This window comes from Streptomyces sp. NPDC059166 (assembly GCF_042755185.1).
Taxonomy (GTDB): Bacteria; Actinomycetota; Actinomycetes; order Streptomycetales; family Streptomycetaceae; genus Streptomyces.
Map to the genome: position 1 here is coordinate 85,770 of NZ_JBHZCI010000001.1, position 16,884 is coordinate 102,653.

General features: G+C 71.5%; 16 protein-coding genes. 8 read left to right on the top strand and 8 right to left on the bottom strand.

From position 1 onward, the window contains the following. Positions 1-4 precede the first annotated feature (4 nt). Entirely contained in the window at positions 5-664 is a 660-nt protein-coding gene (locus ACFXOA_RS00400; protein WP_385020159.1) for an FMN reductase, read from the top strand. A gap of 88 nt (positions 665-752) precedes the next feature. Then, entirely contained in the window at positions 753-1,175 is a 423-nt protein-coding gene (locus ACFXOA_RS00405; RefSeq protein WP_385020162.1) for a universal stress protein, read from the top strand. Positions 1,176-1,224: 49 nt separating this feature from the next. Here the strand turns inward: ACFXOA_RS00405 and ACFXOA_RS00410 are convergent, their stop codons facing one another. From ACFXOA_RS00410 to ACFXOA_RS00420, 3 genes are all read right to left on the bottom strand, one after another. Continuing rightward, complete coding sequence (locus ACFXOA_RS00410; protein WP_385020165.1) at positions 1,225-2,085, bottom strand: ABC transporter permease; 861 nt, start codon at positions 2,083-2,085, stop codon at positions 1,225-1,227. Then, the gene (locus ACFXOA_RS00415) at positions 2,082-3,053 is read right to left on the bottom strand and encodes an ATP-binding cassette domain-containing protein (protein WP_385020168.1); all 972 of its coding nucleotides are present in this window, start codon (positions 3,051-3,053) and stop codon (positions 2,082-2,084) included. Before ACFXOA_RS00415 ends, ACFXOA_RS00410 begins: the two co-directional genes overlap by 4 nt. Before the next feature lie 266 nt (positions 3,054-3,319). Further along, a complete protein-coding gene (locus tag ACFXOA_RS00420) occupies positions 3,320-3,730 on the bottom strand; it encodes a hypothetical protein (protein WP_385020171.1) in 411 nt (136 codons plus the stop codon). Between the two features lie 121 nt (positions 3,731-3,851). Here ACFXOA_RS00420 and ACFXOA_RS00425 point away from each other — a divergent pair, with 121 nt between their 5' ends. From ACFXOA_RS00425 to ACFXOA_RS00435, 3 genes are all read left to right on the top strand, one after another. Further along, a complete protein-coding gene (locus ACFXOA_RS00425; protein ID WP_385020175.1) occupies positions 3,852-4,739 on the top strand; it encodes a hypothetical protein in 888 nt (295 codons plus the stop codon). Positions 4,740-4,824: 85 nt separating this feature from the next. Further along, entirely contained in the window at positions 4,825-5,766 is a 942-nt protein-coding gene (locus ACFXOA_RS00430) for an NADP-dependent oxidoreductase (protein WP_385020178.1), read from the top strand. A gap of 97 nt (positions 5,767-5,863) precedes the next feature. Then, on the top strand, positions 5,864-6,109 hold the full coding sequence (locus tag ACFXOA_RS00435; RefSeq protein ID WP_385020181.1) for a DUF2630 family protein: 246 nt from the start codon (positions 5,864-5,866) through the stop codon (positions 6,107-6,109). Between the two features lie 114 nt (positions 6,110-6,223). Here ACFXOA_RS00435 and ACFXOA_RS00440 read toward each other — a convergent pair whose 3' ends face one another. From ACFXOA_RS00440 to ACFXOA_RS00450, 3 genes are all read right to left on the bottom strand, one after another. Beyond that, entirely contained in the window at positions 6,224-6,628 is a 405-nt protein-coding gene (locus ACFXOA_RS00440; RefSeq protein ID WP_362549750.1) for an RNA-binding S4 domain-containing protein, read from the bottom strand. A 37-nt stretch (positions 6,629-6,665) separates the two neighbouring features. Continuing rightward, complete coding sequence (locus tag ACFXOA_RS00445; protein WP_385020184.1) at positions 6,666-8,366, bottom strand: hypothetical protein; 1,701 nt, start codon at positions 8,364-8,366, stop codon at positions 6,666-6,668. 291 nt (positions 8,367-8,657) lie between these two features. Then, positions 8,658-10,715 (bottom strand): PhoX family protein, encoded by a 2,058-nt coding sequence (locus ACFXOA_RS00450; RefSeq protein WP_385020187.1) that lies wholly within the window; start codon positions 10,713-10,715, stop codon positions 8,658-8,660. Between the two features lie 279 nt (positions 10,716-10,994). On the opposite strand from ACFXOA_RS00450, the gene ACFXOA_RS00455 reads away from it, so the two are divergent. The 3 genes from ACFXOA_RS00455 (at position 10,995) to ACFXOA_RS00465 (ending at position 15,182) form a co-directional block, all read left to right on the top strand. Beyond that, positions 10,995-12,743: a VWA domain-containing protein gene (locus ACFXOA_RS00455; protein WP_385020189.1), complete on the top strand. Its 1,749-nt coding sequence runs from the start codon at positions 10,995-10,997 to the stop codon at positions 12,741-12,743. 209 nt (positions 12,744-12,952) lie between these two features. Further along, positions 12,953-14,566 carry a methionine--tRNA ligase gene (metG, locus tag ACFXOA_RS00460; RefSeq protein WP_385020192.1) on the top strand — a complete coding sequence of 538 codons (1,614 nt, stop codon included), beginning with the start codon at positions 12,953-12,955 and terminating at the stop codon, positions 14,564-14,566. A 148-nt stretch (positions 14,567-14,714) separates the two neighbouring features. Next, the gene (locus tag ACFXOA_RS00465; protein ID WP_385020195.1) at positions 14,715-15,182 is read left to right on the top strand and encodes a hypothetical protein; all 468 of its coding nucleotides are present in this window, start codon (positions 14,715-14,717) and stop codon (positions 15,180-15,182) included. 320 nt (positions 15,183-15,502) lie between these two features. Here the strand turns inward: ACFXOA_RS00465 and ACFXOA_RS00470 are convergent, their stop codons facing one another. Together ACFXOA_RS00470 and ACFXOA_RS00475 are read right to left on the bottom strand one after the other, a co-directional pair. Further along, positions 15,503-15,670, bottom strand: coding sequence for a hypothetical protein (locus ACFXOA_RS00470; RefSeq protein ID WP_385020198.1), 168 nt, complete (start codon positions 15,668-15,670; stop codon positions 15,503-15,505). Positions 15,671-15,863: 193 nt separating this feature from the next. After that, positions 15,864-16,628, bottom strand: coding sequence for a hypothetical protein (locus ACFXOA_RS00475; protein ID WP_385020201.1), 765 nt, complete (start codon positions 16,626-16,628; stop codon positions 15,864-15,866). Positions 16,629-16,884: the final 256 nt, after the last annotated feature.

Here is a 16,884-nt window from a genome sequence, read left to right on the forward strand (position 1 = left end):
CACCGTGACCGTCACCGCCCCGCTGAGGATCGTCGCCGTCGCGGCGGGCCTGAGCAGCCCCTCGTCCACCCGGCTGCTGGCCGACCGGCTCGCCGAGGCCACCCGGGAACGGCTGGAGGCCGAGCAGGACCGGCGCGTCGAGGTGGAGGTCGTCGAGCTCCGCGACCTCGCCGTGGACATCGCGAACCACCTGGTCACGGGATTCCCGCCGGCCGCCCTGAAGAGGGCCCTGGACGCGGTGACCGCGGCGGACGGACTGATCGCCGTGACGCCGGTCTTCACGGCCTCGTACAGCGGCCTGTTCAAGTCCTTCTTCGACCTGGTCGACAACACCGCGCTCACCGGCAAGCCCGTCGTCGTCGCGGCGACCGGCGGGACACCCCGGCACTCGCTGGTCCTGGAGCACGCGATGCGCCCGCTCTTCGCCTACCTCCGCGCGGTCACCCTGCCGACCTCCGTCTACGCGGCGTCGGAGGACTGGGGCTCCCACGGCGACGAGTACACCGAGGGCCTGCCCTCCCGGATCCGGCGCGCGGGAGGCGAACTCGCCTCCGCCGTCACCGGGCGCACGGTCTCCGGCGCCTCACGGGCTCTCACGCTCGACGACGGCGAGGACGCCGTGGTCCCGTTCGAGCAGCAGCTCGCGGCGCTGCGGACCGGCTGACCCGGCTCGGAGCACCCGCCCGTCACACGAGGTCTGACTACAGTTGATCCCGGTATGTCCGGCATGCTGGAACACTCTGGAGGCAGACATGGGCAGGATCGTCGTGGGCGTGGACGGATCGGACGCGTCACTCAAGGCGCTGCACTGGGCGGTACGCCAGGCGGAGCTGACCGGGGACACCGTCGAGGCGGTGAACAGCTGGGAGTACCCCGCCACCAGCTGGGCGTCCATGATGCCGGGCATGCCGGAGGACTTCGACCCGCAGGCCGTCGCGACGGTGGCGCTCACCGAGGCGCTCGAGGAGGCCCTCGGCGCGGCGGGAGCGGCGGCCGTCGAGAAGATCGTCGTGATCGGCAACCCGGCCCAGTCCCTCCTGGACCGGGCCGAGGGTGCGAACCTGCTGGTCGTGGGCGCCCGCGGCCGCAGCGGCCTCAAGGCCACCCTGCTCGGCTCGGTCAGCCTCCACGTCACCCAGCACGCCACCTGCCCGGTCACCGTCGTCCACGGCTGACACCGGCACCGGACGGACCACCGGGTGGGCGCCCAGGTGGTCCGAACCCTCACTTCCGGTTGTAGAGCCTCATCGTCACCGCACCGAACACCACGACGAAGAGCGCCGACCACCCCAGCGACCAGGCGATGTCCGTTGCCGGCCAGTTCCCGGCCATCAGCTCGCGTACCGCCGCGGCGAGATGGGTCACCGGGCTGTTGTTCACGAACGCCTGCAGCCAGCCGGGCATCGTCGACGGGTCGACGAAGACATTGCTCAGGAACGTCAGCGGGAAGATCACCATCATGCTGACGCCCATCACCGACTTCTCGCTGCGCAGCATCAGCCCGAACATCGTCCAGATCCACGAGAAGGCGAACGAGAACACCAGCAGCAGCGCGACGCCCGCCAGCACCCCGAGCACCCCGCCCTGCGGCCGGTAACCGATGACGATCCCGACGACTAGCATCACCGCCGAGGCCATCAGGTAGCGCACGACATCGCCGAGCAGATAGCCGACCATCGGCGCGGGCCGCCAGATCGGGAGCGTGCGGAAGCGGTCGAACACCCCCTTCTCGATGTCGGTGTTGACCGCCAACCCCGTGTACATCGTGATCATCACGACGCTCATCACGAGGATCCCCGGCAGCAGGAACTGGATGTAGCTCTCGGTCGAGCCCGCCAGCGCACCTCCGAAGAGGTACGTGAACATCAGCACCATCATGATCGGGAAGACCGTCACGTCGAAGAGCTGCTCCGGCACGTGCTTGATCTTCAGCATCGCCCGCCAGCCGAAGGTGAACGACGCGGACAGCGCGCTCGGCCGGTGCGGACGCTCCTGCCCGACGAGCAGCGACGCGAGCGTCCGCGCGTCCGGAGCGGCGAGCCCGGCGTCGTCGTGTTCGGTGGTCCGGGTGGGCGCGGTACTCACGCCGCCACCCCCTTCTTGTCCGTGAGCGCCAGGAAGACCTCGTCGAGGCTGGGCTGGCCGAGCGCGAAGTTGTCCACCTGGATGCCGGCCCTGGCCAGCTCGGCCAGCGCGCGGGCGGCCTGCTCCGCCGCCCCCTTCTCCGTGCCGTGGCCGCCGACCGTCGCCGTCAGCGCCACCGGGTCGTGGTCCAGCTGGACCGTCGCGTCCAGCACCAGTGCCAGCACGCGTTCCGCCTCGGGCCGCTGCGCCGGATCACGCAGCCGGAGGTGGACGGAGCCCGCACCCACGGATGCCTTGAGCTCGCCCTTCGTCCCCTCGGCGATCACCTTGCCGTGGTCGATCACCGCGATCCGGGAAGCCAGGTGGTCGGCCTCGTCGAGGTACTGGGTGGTCAGCATGACCGTGGTGCCCTGGGCGACGACCGCCCGCACGATGTCCCACACCTGGTTGCGGCTGCGCGGGTCCAGCCCGGTCGTCGGTTCGTCCAGGAAGAGCAGGTCCGGTGTGTTCAGGATGGAGGCCGCGATGTCGATCCTCCGCCGCATGCCGCCCGAGTAGTTCTTCACCTGCTTGCCCGCCGCCTCGCTCAGCCCGAACGCCTCCAGAAGCTGCGCCGAGCGGTCCCGGGCGGCCGGCTTGGAGTGGCCCAGCAGCCGGGCGAGCAGCACCAGGTTCTCCGTACCGGTGAGGTCCTCGTCGACCGAGGCGTACTGCCCGGTGAGGCTGACCCGGCTGCGGACCGTGTCGGCCTCCCTCACCACGTCGTGCCCGAAGACCCGCGCCCGGCCCTCGTCCGGCCGCAGCAGCGTGGCCAGCACCCGGACGGTGGTGGTCTTGCCCGCCCCGTTGGGGCCCAGGACCCCGTAGACGGTGCCGGTGGGCACGGCGAGATCGACGCCGTCCACCGCGCGGTTCTCACCGAAGACCTTCACCAAGCCCTCGGTCTCGATGGCCAGTTCAGCGCTCATGGTCCCTTCCTTGCCGGATTACGGAGGGCGGTACGGGCCACGATGGCACGGTACGGGGCGGCACAGTGCCGAAACGGACGGATTGGGTGAAACGGGCGCGCGCGGCAGCCGGATCACCTCCGGCGGCCGCGCCCATCGGTGCGCACACGACGGCCGGGGCGCCTTCCCCGCCACCGCGGAGACCGGGTTCCCCGCCACCGCGGGAGACCGGTCAGCCCTCGCGTCCGCATGCGTCGCCGTTCAGCCCTCGCGGGTGCGCTGCCAGGTCAGTCCTCGCGCGTGTAGTAGAGGTAGAACATCGCGGCGGACATACCCGCGCCGACGACCAGCCCGAGCAGCCCGGACGCCAGCACGCTGTTCTCGTTCAGGCTGTAGAGGTAGCCGATCGCGCCTCCCGTGAGCGCCCCGAACGCACCGGCCCGCAGCTCGCGCGGCAGGGACCACCTCACCCGCGCGAGCGCGAAGCAGAGCACCGCGAACGCGGCCCCGGAGATCACACCGCGCCAGATCTGGCTGTCGGTGGTCGTGCCCCCGTCCCGCGTGATGAAGAAGGCCCAGAAACCGAGGATCACCCCCAGCGCGAGGGGCACCGCCCAGGCCAGGGGGGTGCGCCCATGGCGCACCGGTGTGCGGGTACGCGCCGGTCGTCGCGCCGGCATCGTCGCGTGTGTGGCCATGGCGCACAGCTCCTTCCGTCACCCCGTGCACCTCCCAGCGCACACCCGGCCGGGCCACCCGGCAACTCGAATGGCCCACGGCCCACGGCGCACCCCGGCCACGGGCGGTTGGCTGGTGGACGTGCGGACCTACCTCTCAGCCGCCCTGTCGGCGCTCCTGCTCGTCCTGCTCGCCGTGCTGGTCCCGGTGAGCGCCCTCTCCGCATGGGTCGACCTGGAGCTCGACGACACCGACCGCTACCTCGCCGCCGTCTCCCCCCTGGCGTCCGACGAGGACGTACGCGACACCGTCGCCACCCTGGTCACCGACGAGACGATGAAGAACGTCGACCTCGGACCGCTCCAGGACAGCGCCGAACAGTTCCTGCACGAGGCCGCCCTCTCCTTCACCGCGACGGACGCCTTCCAGCGCGCCTGGGACAGTGCGAACCGCGCGGCGCACCAGGCCGTCTCCGCCTCGCTGCACGGCGACGACGGGCAGGCGGTGACCATCGATCTCGCCCCGGTGATCGAGGACGTCAAGAAGGACCTGGTCGACGCCCGGGTGCCGTTCGCCGAGCAGATCCCGGTCCAGGAGACCTCGATCACCGTGCTGCCCGCCGACCGGGCGGACGGCCTCCGCGACGCGTTCAGGTGGCTGCGGTACTGCAGCGTCTGGCCTGCCGTGGGGACGGCGGTGCTGCTCGTCCTCGTGCTGGGGCTCACCCTCGTACGCGGAGGCGCCCGGGCGGGGCTGACGGCGGCCGCCGTGGTGGGCGGCGGGCTCGTCCTCGGCGCCACCCTCCTGCGGATCGCGGTGGCCGTCGGGCGGGACCGGATGCTCGACGAGGTACCGGGCACCGACCGGGACGCGGCCGCCGCGGTCTACGACGCGCTGACCGCCTCCCTCCGTACGACGGTGTGGGTGGTGCTCGTGGTGGGCGCGGTCCTGCTCGTCGCCGGGATCGCGGGCCGGACGCTGACCGCCCGCCGCGCCCGGAGCCCCGTACCGCGCCCCCGCGCCGGCTGAGGCGCCTGGCCCGACATGCGCGGGCGCGTGGGCCGGGCGAGAGTGGGACGCGTGAGCGCAGGGGGGCGACTGAGAGGTCTGCCGTATGCGAGCCATCGCTGTCAGCGCCTTCCGTACGGAGCCCTGTCTCGTCGAGGTGCCCAAGCCGGAACCCGGTCCAGGAGAGATCCGGGTCAAGGTCGAGTACGCCGCGCTCAACCCGCTCGACTGGCAGACCGCGGACGGCGCACCCGCCCCCGGCGCGCCGCTCGCCTTCCCCCACGTCCTGGGTACCGACTTCGCGGGCCGGGTGGACATGATCGGCAGCGGCGACAACCTGTTCCGCGTCGGCGACCCGGTCTTCGGCCGCGTGACCGCGCCGTCCCTCGGACGCAGCGGGGCGTACGCCGAGTACCTGTGCGTCCCTCAGGACTCCCCTGTCGCCCTGGTCCCCGGCGAGCTGCCCCTGCGGACCGCGGCCGCGCTCCCGACGTCCGGGACCACCGCGGCGCAGATCCTGTCGAGCACCGCCGTGCGCAGCGGGCTGAGCCTGCTGGTGGTGGGGGCCACCGGGGGTGTCGGCAGCTTCCTCACCCAGTTGGCGGCAGGGCGGGGCACCGGGGTAGTGGCGGCCGTGCGGGGCGACGAGGGACGGCGGATGGCGGCGCTCGGCGCCGCCGCCACCGTGGACACGACTCTCGGCCCGGAAGCGGTGGAGGCGGCGGTACGCGTCCTCTACCCGGACGGCGTCGACGCCCTCGTCGACCTCGTCTCGGACGATGCCGCCTCCTTCGCCCCGTACGTCGCCCTGGTCCGCGACGGCGGCGTCACGGTGACCACGAGGGGCGCGCCCGCGCCACCCGGTGTGGCGTGGACCGACTACCGGCTCGCCCCGAGCACCGCGCTCCTCGACGAACTGGCCGCGGCGGTCGCCGCGGGGGAGCTGGAGGTCCCGGTCGACATGGAGCTGCCGCTGGAGAAGGCCCCGCAGGCACTCACCCAGAACCGCGCGGGCGGCGCGCGCGGCAAGACCGTCTTCAGCGTCTGAGGCGACCCGCGTGGCGCTACCGCGACCGACCGCCGCGCCTCGCCCCGGGCGTCCTGACGCTCGCGGCCGCACGGGGACCACGGACGAGGAGAGACACATGGCCGACCAGGACATCTTCGACGACATCGACCAGCTGGTCACCGAGGAACGCGCCCTGCGCGACCGCTCCACAGCCAACCTGGGGCTGACCGCCGAGGAACGCTCACGGCTGCGCGAGGTGGAGGTCCGGCTCGACCAGTGCTGGGACCTGCTGCGACGACGGCGTGCGCTCGGCGAGTACGGCGAGGACCCCTCGAAGGCCCGGGTACGCCCGGCCGACCAGGTGGAGGGGTACCAGAGCTGACCGGCGGGGTGGATACCGGAGCGGACCGGCGGGGTGGATCGATACCGGAGCTGACCGCCGGCTGGCGGGATACCGCAGCTGACCGCCGGGTGGAGGGATACCGGAACTGGCGGGTCAGCCCTGGTCGGGGCCCCGGCCCTGGAGGCGTTCCATCTCCCGCCGGTCCCGCTTGGTCGGCCGGCCCGCGCCCCGGTCACGGACCGGGACCTGGATCGCCGCCTCACGCGGCGGCGGGGGCGGGCTGTTGTCGACGAAGCACTCGGCCGCGACCGGTGGCCCGACCCGCTTCCGCACGATCTTCGAGACCACCACGATCCGGTCCCGGCCCGCGTGGCGCAGCCGTACCTCGTCGCCCGTACGCAGGTTCTGGGCGGGCTTCGCGCGCTCGCCGTTGACCCGGACGTGGCCCGCACGGCAGGCGGCGGCGGCCTGCGAGCGCGTCTTCGTCAGCCGGACCGACCAGATCCACGCGTCGACCCGGACACTGCCCTCCGCCTGCGGCGCCTCACCGGAAACCATGGGTCCGACTCTAGTCCGGTGAGGCGCCGCCGTGCGGTCAGGAACCGAAGGCGCTGATGACCTCGCTCATGCCGTAGCTGTACAGCTCCCGCTTGCAGACACCGCACTTGCTGGGCGCGTGCTCACTCAGCGACCACAGCTGCGGGGCGACACCGTTGCCCCTGCCGTGCTCGAGGTAGAGGTCCTCGGGGCCGTACGAGCTCTCCAGGATCTTCGAGTTGCCGACGAGCTGCGAGGTGCCGTCCACGGTCTGCGGCGTCGCCTGCAGCAGCCGGCCGTTGTCGTAGCCGTTGCTGCGGTGGAAGTACCACTTCCCCTCGTAGCGCATGACTCCCTGGATCTTGTGCCAGAGCGCTTCCTTGCCGAAGGTGCCGGAGTCCGGCAGCCCGTAAGCGAGGTCGGCCGCCGCGTTGGTCCCCTGGGTGCCCTCGACCGCAGCGGTGAGCGCCGTCATGGGGTAGGTACCGACCCGGCCGTGGCTGGTGCCGCCGTTGTTGTAGTTGCAGTACTCACCCAGGACCATGTGGTCCGTCCCGGTCCGGTCGAGCGAGATGTACGACGCCTTCGGACGGCCGGTGGCGTAGCACTGGTTGCCCGCGGTCGTCCCGGTGTTCTTGGCCGTGGTGAACTTCAGCGTGGCGACCTGGGGCATGACGTACCGGTAGCCGTAGGCGTACCAGACGTTGCTCTGCCGGCCGACCTGCTTCTTGTTCTCGACATCGCTGACCAGGCCGTCGGGGGTCGGGTCGTTGACCGAGCTGTCGTTGTCCGGGTTGAGGTCCATGATCCGGCGGAGGTCGAAGACCCGCATTCCGTTGGCGGTGTCGGCCACGTACAGGTAGTTGCCGTACCAGACCATGCCGCCCGCGTGGATGCCGTTCTGTGCCGCACAGGACGACGTCACGCTGCTCGTGCACTTGCCCTCGCGTGCGTGCAGGGCGTCGAACGAGATGTGGTCCTTGGAGTTCACGTACGGCCAGACCAGCAGGACGTGCCGGTACTTGCCGGTGGCCTTGTTGAAGAAGCTGACCCGGATGCCCTTCTCGTTGCAGGCGTCGGAGGCGGAGGACTGTACGCAGTTGTCGCGCCCGGAGGCGTAGTTGCTGCGGCCCGGGTTCTCGTTGTCGTAGCTGGCGACCGCGATGGGATCGGAGTCCGAGTCACCCCAGTTCTCGTCCTCCTGCGCGTCCGAGACACCGGTGATGGCCTGCGGGATCCACTCGGTGGATATCGCGTCGTCCTTGCTCTGCCAGCAGACCCGCGCGTGGTTGCCGAGGTCGGAGCCGTAGATCCCGGTGGTCCCGCACGCGGAGTTCCACAGGGAGTCGCGGTTGGCCTGCTCCATGAGTGCCGTGAGGCCCTGCGTCGGCAGAGCCTTGTAGAGCTGGTCGACCATCCCCGTGAGATTGCTGCCCGCGGTCAGGTTGAAGTCGCTCGCCCGGCCGGGTACCACGGCCAGGGTGCCCGCGGAGGACCGCGCGGAGGGCGCCTCGGCGGACCCGGTGGCCGGAGTGGAGCCGTCGGGCCCCGCGAAGTCGTCCTGCTCCCCCTCGGGGGCGTCCGCGAATCCGTCGTCCGGCATGCCCTCGTGGCCGGGCACCGGGTCGTCGGCGGTGACGGCACCGGGTGCTGCGGCCGGGGTGGCGGCGGCGCCCGCGGCCGGCACCAGTGCCGACAGCAGCGCACCCGCCACCACGGCACAGGCCGCGAGGCGGGTTCTGCGAGTTCGTCGTCCCATGCGGAAATCCTCCGTAGTGCTGTGCTGAAACGTGTACGGCCGGTGTCGCTGACCTGACGTCAGGACACCGGCCGTGCACGCTAGCAAGGCAACTACGTTCGCATCGCATCTATTTGGGACGGGAACATCGTCCCCACGGGATCGGCACGTCCGGAGGGCGGCATCCGCTTCTCACGGAGTTCGCTCTCCCGGGCCTCCGCGGGCCGGACGCTCCCGACCGGGTCCGGCGCCGACCGGGGCGGAGGTCCGGCTCCGACCGACGCCCCGGCTCCGGCTCCGGCTCCGGCAGGTTCAGACGCCGATGTCGCTGCCGTCCTTGCGCCAGACGGCGACGACCGCCGGGCGGACGATCCTGCCGGGGCCGTCGGGCCAGGTGCTCGCCGGCTTCTCGACGGACGCGCCGTCGACCTCGCCCGGGTGCTGCACGGCGACCAGGACCCGGCGGTCCTGGATCAGCGGGCCGCAGGTCTCGGCACCGGCCGGCACCGTGAGGAACTGCTTGAGCTCACCCCGCCGCTCTCCCTGGGTGGCGACCCCGAACAGCCCGTCGTGGGAGCCGAGCTGATTGCCGTCCGTGGAGATCCACAGGTTGCCGTGGCTGTCGAAGGCCACGTTGTCCGGGCAGGAGATCGGGCTGACCTTGTCCTTGGGGAAGCCCGAGAAGTACGTGGCCGGGTCCTCCGGGTCGCCCGCCACGAGGAAGAGCCGCCAGGCGAAGCCGTCACCGGCCGGGTCGTCCCAGTTCTCCGCGAGCTCCAGGATCTGTCCGTGCTTGTTGGCGTTGCGCGGGTTGGCCTCGTCGGCACCCGCCTTGCCGGCCTTCCCGCGGTCGGTGTTGTTGGTGAGCGCGACGTACACCCGGCCGGTGCGCGGCGACGGCTCGACGTCCTCGGGGCGGTCCATCTTCGTCGCGCCGACCTTGTCACCGGCCAGACGGGTGAAGACGTAGACCTCGTCGGCGGTCATGCCGGGCACGTGCGAGGTGTCACCGGTCGCCAGCGGGATCCAGACGCCGCTTCCGTCGAACTCGCCGTCCGAGGGAAGCTTGCCCGTGCCGTCGAACTCGGTGGCGGGGGAGTCACCCGTCAGCTTGGCGACGTACAGCGTGCCCTCGTCCAGCAGCGTCAGGTTGTGCTCGCGGGCGGCCCGCGAGTTGCCCTTCCGCATCTGCTTGCTGGAGACGAACTTGTAGAGGTAGTCGAAGCGTTCGTCGTCGCCCATGTACACGACCGGGCGGCCGTCCGCGGTCAGCCGGGGCTGCGCGGCCTCGTGCTTGAAGCGGCCGAGCGCGGTCCGCTTGCGGGGGGTGGAGTCCGGGTCGTACGGGTCGAGCTCGACCACCCAGCCGAAGCGGTGTGCCTCGTTCGGCTCCTGGGCGAGGTCGAAGCGCTTGTCGAACCTCTCCCACTTGCGCTCCGTCGCGGCGGTGCCGATGCCGTAGCGCTTGTCGGTGTCGCTGGAGCCGTTGGCGAAGTACTGGTTGAAGTTCTCCTCGCCGTGCAGCGTGGTGCCCCACGGAGTGGTGCCGCCCGCGCAGTTGTTGAGGGTGCCGAGGACCCTGCTGCCGGTGCGGTCGGCCGAGGTACGCAGCAGCGGGCTCCCGGCGGCCGGTCCGGTGATCCGGAACTCGCTGGTCGCGGTGAGGCGGCGGTTCAGCGGGTGGCGGTTGACCGGGGTCAGCCTGCCGGTGCGGTTCTCCTCCTGGACGACGACCACGGAGAGTCCGTGGGCCGCCCAGGCGATCTCCACCTGCTCGCGCGTCGGGTTGGCCGGATCGTAGCCACGGAACATCAGGATCTCGTCCGTGTACTCGTGGTTGGCGACCAGCACCTGACGGCCGTGCTCGCCCTTGAGGGGGAGCAGGGAGAGGAAGTCGTTGTTGTACCCGAACTGACCGGCCTGGGCCTTCGCGGACTGCTTGTCCGGGTTGAAGGCCGGAGCACCGCGCAGGATCGGTTCGCCCCAGCGGATCACGACGTTCTGGCCGTACCCGTCGGGGACGGTGACCTTGTCGTCCCGGTTGGGAGCCACCGCGCCGAACCGCAGTCCCCGGGCACCCGAAAGGGTGGGCTTCTGCTTGCCGCCCGTACGGCCGGCGAGAGGTGCAGCCTCGGCGACAGGCGCGGACGGACCGCCGAGGGTGGCGGTTCCGGCGGCGGCCACGGTCACCACGGCCGCGGCGCGCATCATCGAACGGCGAGACAGGGCACCGGCGATGATGTCGCCCGCGTACTCGTTGTCGCTGGTGTTGGGAATCTCCTGGAAACAGGCGTCACCGCAGCGGTAGCGGCAGGTCAGCGCAGAGCGCCCGCCCGGGTGCGAGCCGATGAGCGGCAGCATTTTGCGCACGTTTTCGTCCCTCCGTCTGTGTGTCACGCGTGACGGTAGGTGCGCGTCCACGCCATACGTGGGACTGCTGGTGAACAGACGGTGAAGTCCCGGCCACCGCTGCCCTCGCGGCCCGCCAGGACTCGGTTCCGACCCGGTTGGAGCTCGGTTGACGCGGGGGCGGGCCGCGCCGCCGAACGGCCGGATCCGGCCGCTAACCTTACGTATCCGCCCTGGCCAGGGATCAATTCCCGCAGTACGGACATTTATCGCACCCAACTCATGCGAAAGGCCTCGCTCATGGGCATTCGGAGCTTGCTGCGCAAGGTGTTCGGCCGGACGGAGCAGGACGAGCCGACCACGGCCACCGTCCCGCCCCAGGCCGAGCGCACCCAGCCCACGGAGGCGGAGCAGGAGACCGCCACTTCGGCGGCCGAGTCGGCGCAGACATCGGTACCGGCTCCCGCCTCCTCCCCGGACCGGTCCGCCGATGCCGGGCACGACGACTCACGGGCCTCGGACCTGGTGGCGGCTGCCTTCGACAAGCCCGCCGTGTCCTCGGTGACCGCACCGGCCGCCGCGCCCGCGCCCAGGGTTCCCGCCCAGGGCTCGGACCCTGAGGCGAAGCCCGCCGGGAGCACCACGGGTGCCACGGATGCCACGGTCGTCTCCGAGGAAACCGTGGATGCCGTCGAGGACGCGGCGGGGAGCTCCGGCACGACCGAGCCGGCCCCGATCACGATCGACATGGACGACCCGGAGCCGGAGCCGGGCGTCGAGCCCACCGCGGCCGACACCGCGGCCGACGCTGTCACCGCACCGGCCGCCACCGGCACGGAGTCGCCGGAGTCACCGGAACCGGCCACTGAGGCAACCGCGGCCGAAACCGTGGCGCCCGCTGCCGAGGTCGTGGTGCCCGCACCGGCCACCGAGGCTCCCGCCACGGAGGCGCCCGCACCCGAGGCTCCCGCCGCCGAGGCTCCCGCACCCGAGGCTCCCGCCGCTGAGGCGCCTGAGACCACGCCAGTCGTCGAGGCGCCCGCCGGTTCGGAGGAGCCCACCGCTCCGGGCCAGGCCGAGGCTCCCGCCGCCGAGGACGTCCGGGCCGCGCCGCTCGCCGAACCCACGCCGGTCGCCGCCGAGCCCGAGACCGCCCCCGAGCAGGTGCCGTCCGCCGAGGCCACCCCTGTGACGGCCGGTCCCGTCGCCTCGGCCGTCCCGGAGACCGAGCCGGCCGCCGCCGAGCCCGCACCCGAGGCCGCCGAGCCGACCGCCGTCCCGGGCACCGACGCCCCCGTCGCGGAGGCGACGCCCGCAGCCGCCCCGGAGGCCGCGCCCGCGCCCAAGGCCGCCGCCGTGGGCAGGCCCGCCGTGACCCTGGCCCGGGTGAAGGGCTCCGCCCCCGAACTGGTCACTCCGTACAAGGCCGCACAGGCCGCGCTCAAGGCCCAGGGGCTGACCGGGCTGCGGGCGACCGTGTACCTGGTCCTCGACCGGTCCGGGTCGATGCGGCCCTTCTACAAGGACGGCAGCGCCCAGCACCTGGGCGACCGCACCCTGGCACTCGCCGCGCACCTGGACACCTCCGCCACCGTGCAGGTCGTCTTCTTCTCCACCGACATCGACGGCACCGGCGCGATCGACCTCACCGCCCACGAGGGCCGGATCGACGAGCTGCACGCCGGACTCGGCCGCCTCGGCCGTACGAACTACCACCGCGCGGTCGAGGAGGTCGTCACCCACTACGAGAAGTCCGGGGCCACCGGACCGGCCCTGGTCGTCTTCCAGACGGACGGCGCCCCGGACGCCAAGGTCGCCGCCAAGCAGGCACTGACGGACGCGGCGCGGCTCCCGCTGTTCTTCCAGTTCGTCGCGTTCGGCGACGAGGACGCGAAGGGCTTCGACTTCCTGCGCCGGCTCGACGCCGCGAACGCCGGGTTCTTCCACGCGGGCCCCGCTCCCCGCGAGGTTCCCGACGCGGCCTTCTACCGCGAGGTGCTCGCCGGGCTGCCCGCCTGGGCGGCCGCGCGCGGGATCGTCGAAAGCTGACCACAGGCAGCCGTACGGGCACGGCGCCGCCCGCCCTCGGGGCCGGGCGGCGCCGTGCCCGTACCGCCGTGAGCGCCCGCCTCGCACCCCCGTCCGCTTCTCCCGGAATGCGCCGTCGGCGCGGGAACGGATGGTCCGCGAGGCGCTCCGGAGGCGGGCGGCCCTTATCGATGTGAGTGGATCATCCACGGGCCGTTAGGATTTCGACCATGGCGGCCACTGGATCCGAGAAGCAAGGGGGCGACGGCGTGAAGAGTTTCTACGTATCGACCCCCATCTACTACGTCAACGACGCTCCTCACCTGGGCCACGCCTACACGACCGTCGCAGGCGACGTGCTCACCCGCTGGCACCGCCAGCGCGGCGAGAAGGTGTGGTACCTCACCGGCACGGACGAGCACGGTCAGAAGATCATGCGCACGGCCGAGGCGAACGACGTCACCCCCCAGGCCTGGTGCGACAAGCTCGTCGAGGAGGCCTGGAAGCCCCTCTGGGAGCACCTGAACATCGCGAACGACGACTTCATCCGCACGACGGAGAAGCGGCACACGGACCGTGTGCAGGAGTTCGTGCAGGACCTGTACGACAAGGACCAGATCTACAAGGGCGGGTACGAAGGCCCGTACTGCGTGGGCTGCGAGGAGTACAAGCTCCCCGGCGACCTGATCGAGTCCGAGGACGGCACGAAGCTGTGCCCGATCCACAAGAAGCCGGTGGAGCTCCTCAAGGAGGAGAACTACTTCTTCAAGCTCAGTGAGTACGGCCCGAAGCTCATGGAGCTCTACGCGGCCAACCCGGACTTCATCCAGCCCGAGTCGGCGCGCAACGAGATCGTGAACTTCGTCAAGCAGGGCCTCCAGGACCTGTCGATCTCGCGCTCCACCTTCGACTGGGGCGTCCCCGTGCCGTGGGACCCGAAGCACGTGATCTACGTGTGGATCGACGCGCTGCTCAACTACGCGACGGCGGTCGGCTACGGCGCCAACCAGGAGAAGTTCGACAGCACCTTCCCGGCGAACGTCCACCTGATCGGCAAGGACATCCTCCGGTTCCACTCGGTGATCTGGCCGGCCATGCTCATGGCACAGGGCCTCCCGGTGCCCGGCAAGGTCGTCGCCAACGGCTGGCTGATGGTCGGCGGCGAGAAGATGTCGAAGTCGAACCTCACCGGCATCAAGCCCCAGGACCTGACCTCCCACTTCGGCGTGGACGCCTACCGCTGGTACTTCCTGCGCGCCATCGCGTACGGCAGCGACGGCTCCTTCTCCTGGGAGGACTTCACCGCGCGCTACACCTCCGAGCTCGCCAACGACTACGGCAACCTCGCCTCGCGCGTCGCGGCCATGGTCGGCAAGTACTTCGGCGGCGCGCTGCCTGAGGACACGGCGGCCGGTGAGGCGGAGCGGGCGGTCCAGGAGGGTCTGGCGCAGGCCGTCGCCATCGCCGACCGGAAGATCGGCGATGAGCTGGACTTCCAGGGCGGCATCCTGGCGATCTTCGACTTCGTGAAGCAGGTCAACGGCTACATCACCGAGCAGGAGCCCTGGAAGGTCGCCAAGGACACCTCCCCCGAGGGCCAGGCACGCCTCGCGACCATCCTGTACACGGCGGCCGAGTCGCTGCGCGGCGTCGCCGTGCTGCTCAACGCCGTGATGCCGGAGACCTCGCAGAAGCTGTGGGACTCCCTGGGCGCCGAGGCGCCGCTCGGCGCCCTCGCCGCTCAGCCGGTCCAGGACGCGGGCCGCTGGGGCCGGCTGCCCGCCGGCGCGACGGTCACCAAGGGCGCGGTGCTCTTCCCGCGCCTGGAGGAGAAGCCCGCGTAAGCGGCCGTACGCACACACCGAGGAGCCCGGACCCGATCACATCGGGGCCCGGGCTCCTTCGTACGTGCGGCGAGCCTGCCGGCGTGTCCGACGTCGGGCTCGAGAGCTGCCGGCCGCGACACTGTCATGGCCGGCGGGTTGCAGGGCTATGAAGCTCAGCTGCCCGCGGTGGTCGAGGACGCCCAGCGCCGTCTTCGCCGGCAGCGCCGCCTCACTGCTCCTGCTGGATCTCCATCTCTCCGTGGCGGTCGTGGTGATCGCAGGCTGGGGCGTACTCATCGGGTTGCTGCCGCCGGTCTTCCAGATGCACCTGCTGCGGATCGCCTCCCCCGGCCGGGAGGCCGCCTCCGGGGCGATCGGCATCACCGTGCTCAACCTCGGTATCGCCACCGGGGCGACGCTCGGCGGGGCAGTACTCGACAACTGGCAGGCCGGAGCCCTACCCGCCGTCGCCGCCGCGGTCATTGCCGCAGCCGCTTTCGGACTGGTGGTCAACGGACTCCGGGGCCGGCCCGCCACCGGCGAGAGTCCCGGAGCTGATTACACCGACGCTGTCCGAGAAGGGGACGACCCCGGAAGCGCAGGTGCACTGGATTCCTCCGCCGCAGAAGCATGAGGGAGGCGGCTGTAACGGCCGCCGGGCCAGGGAGAGCGTCCGTGCGGCGGGGGGCGGGTTTCGCGGGCCACGGTGGTGACGGGCGGAACGCCTCGATCGTATCGGTGACCGCCAGGACGGGCGGGGCGCGCCGCGTCACGTGCGGTGCCGCCCGTGCTGCGGTTTCCGGAGCATCCCCATCCAGCCTCGGAAGCCACAGCCCCCAGCGCGGCCGCGGTGAGTACCTGCGAAACATCGCCGCCGACCTGCGACATATCGCGGGAAGCCCTCACCGGCCCCTCGCACTCCTCGGGCCCATGATCATCAATCTGGAAGAAGCGCTACTTCGCCGAGGCCCTGGGGGCGAGACCGGCGTCCGCACGGGCGTTCCCCTTGCGGTAGGACTCGATGCGAAGGCCCTGCTCGCCGAAGAACCAGCGGCTCGCGTCCGCCTGGATGCAGATCCGTGTCAGCCAGGCGATGATCCGCCCGCGATCCCCGTCCGGCACCGCCTTGACCCCCATCCTTCCCGTTCACGAATTCCAGCCTCAGGGCTTTCATCCGCGCGTACGGCGTGACGGGCCGGATCCTCGAAGACGTCCTGAGTGAGGACGTTCTCTTCGACAACGCTCACGACGGCCCCCTGGCGAACCGGGGAGACTGTTCCGGAGTACGGCCCGGGACACCGTGTTTACCCGGGAATCAGCGGGCCAGCGACGCCACGTCCCCCATCACGATCACGGGCTCCTTCGCCGGGTCCAGGGTGAGCAGCAGCTCGCGCATCCGGTCCTCCGTCAGCGAGACGCAGCCCTGTGTGGGCCCGCCGTGGTCCACATGGATCCAGATGCCGCCGCCCCGCTCCGCACCCATGGGCCGCGTGCGGTCCAGCGGGCTGGTGCCGGCGACACGGTTGTAGTTGATGGCCACCACGTAGTCGAAGGAACCTTCCAGCGGTTCCCCGAGGAAGCCCTCGCCGCTCACCGCGAAACCGTGCTCCTCGTCGTAGGGAAGCAGCGCGCCCGGGTCCGGTAGCCTGCCGCCCGCGTCCGTCAGGCCGAAGACCCCGATCGGTGACCTGAGGTCGTCGGCGAGATGGCGGTCGGTCCAGCCCTCCATCCCGTTGTGGGCCGGCCAGGGACCGGCCAGAGGGCGCCAGCCCCGGGCGGTGTCATCGCGGCTGTACAGCTCCACCGCCGAACGGTTGGAGTCCGGGCCCTGCCCTGTCACCACGACGGCCTGACGGGCGGTGGCCGGCAGCTGCGCCAGGGTCTGCGGGCCGAGCCCCGGGATCTCGGCGGGAGCGACGAAGGGCTCGACCGTGCGGGAAGGCGCGGGTGACGCCCCTGGCCCGGACGCCCCCCGGGGCCCCGAGGGGTCGTCGGAGCTCCGTACGGCTCCGGCGGAACAGCCGATGACCAGCAGGAAGAGGGCGACGAGAAGGACGTACGGGCGACGCGGGACGGACACGGTGCGCAACTCCTCGGTGGCGGGCGGGCGAGCACTTCCGGTGCCATGTGCCGGGGCGGGCGGTGCCCCACCTGAACCGGTGCCATCCGGATGTACCCGGACCGCGTACCCCCGATCGGCGCGTTCGGCACGTCTCACCCGTACGCAGCAAGAAGGCCCGGAACCTGAGCGGTTCCGGGCCCGGGGCGGAGCACGGCCGCCGCAGACGGCTCCGTCGTGCGCCGCCGGTGAGCCCGGCGGGAACGCGAACAGTCCC

Coding starts and splice junctions, on each gene's coding strand:
- ACFXOA_RS00405 (WP_385020162.1), top strand. CDS start 753: ATGGGCAGGATCGTCGTGGGCGTGGACGGATCGGACGCGTCACTCAAG.
- ACFXOA_RS00430 (WP_385020178.1), top strand. CDS start 4,825: ATGCGAGCCATCGCTGTCAGCGCCTTCCGTACGGAGCCCTGTCTCGTC.
- ACFXOA_RS00465 (WP_385020195.1), top strand. CDS start 14,715: ATGAAGCTCAGCTGCCCGCGGTGGTCGAGGACGCCCAGCGCCGTCTTC.
- ACFXOA_RS00415 (WP_385020168.1), bottom strand. CDS start 3,053: ATGAGCGCTGAACTGGCCATCGAGACCGAGGGCTTGGTGAAGGTCTTC.
- metG (WP_385020192.1), top strand. CDS start 12,953: ATGGCGGCCACTGGATCCGAGAAGCAAGGGGGCGACGGCGTGAAGAGT.
- ACFXOA_RS00440 (WP_362549750.1), bottom strand. CDS start 6,628: ATGGTTTCCGGTGAGGCGCCGCAGGCGGAGGGCAGTGTCCGGGTCGAC.
- ACFXOA_RS00435 (WP_385020181.1), top strand. CDS start 5,864: ATGGCCGACCAGGACATCTTCGACGACATCGACCAGCTGGTCACCGAG.
- ACFXOA_RS00420 (WP_385020171.1), bottom strand. CDS start 3,730: ATGGCCACACACGCGACGATGCCGGCGCGACGACCGGCGCGTACCCGC.
- ACFXOA_RS00445 (WP_385020184.1), bottom strand. CDS start 8,366: ATGGGACGACGAACTCGCAGAACCCGCCTCGCGGCCTGTGCCGTGGTG.
- ACFXOA_RS00455 (WP_385020189.1), top strand. CDS start 10,995: ATGGGCATTCGGAGCTTGCTGCGCAAGGTGTTCGGCCGGACGGAGCAG.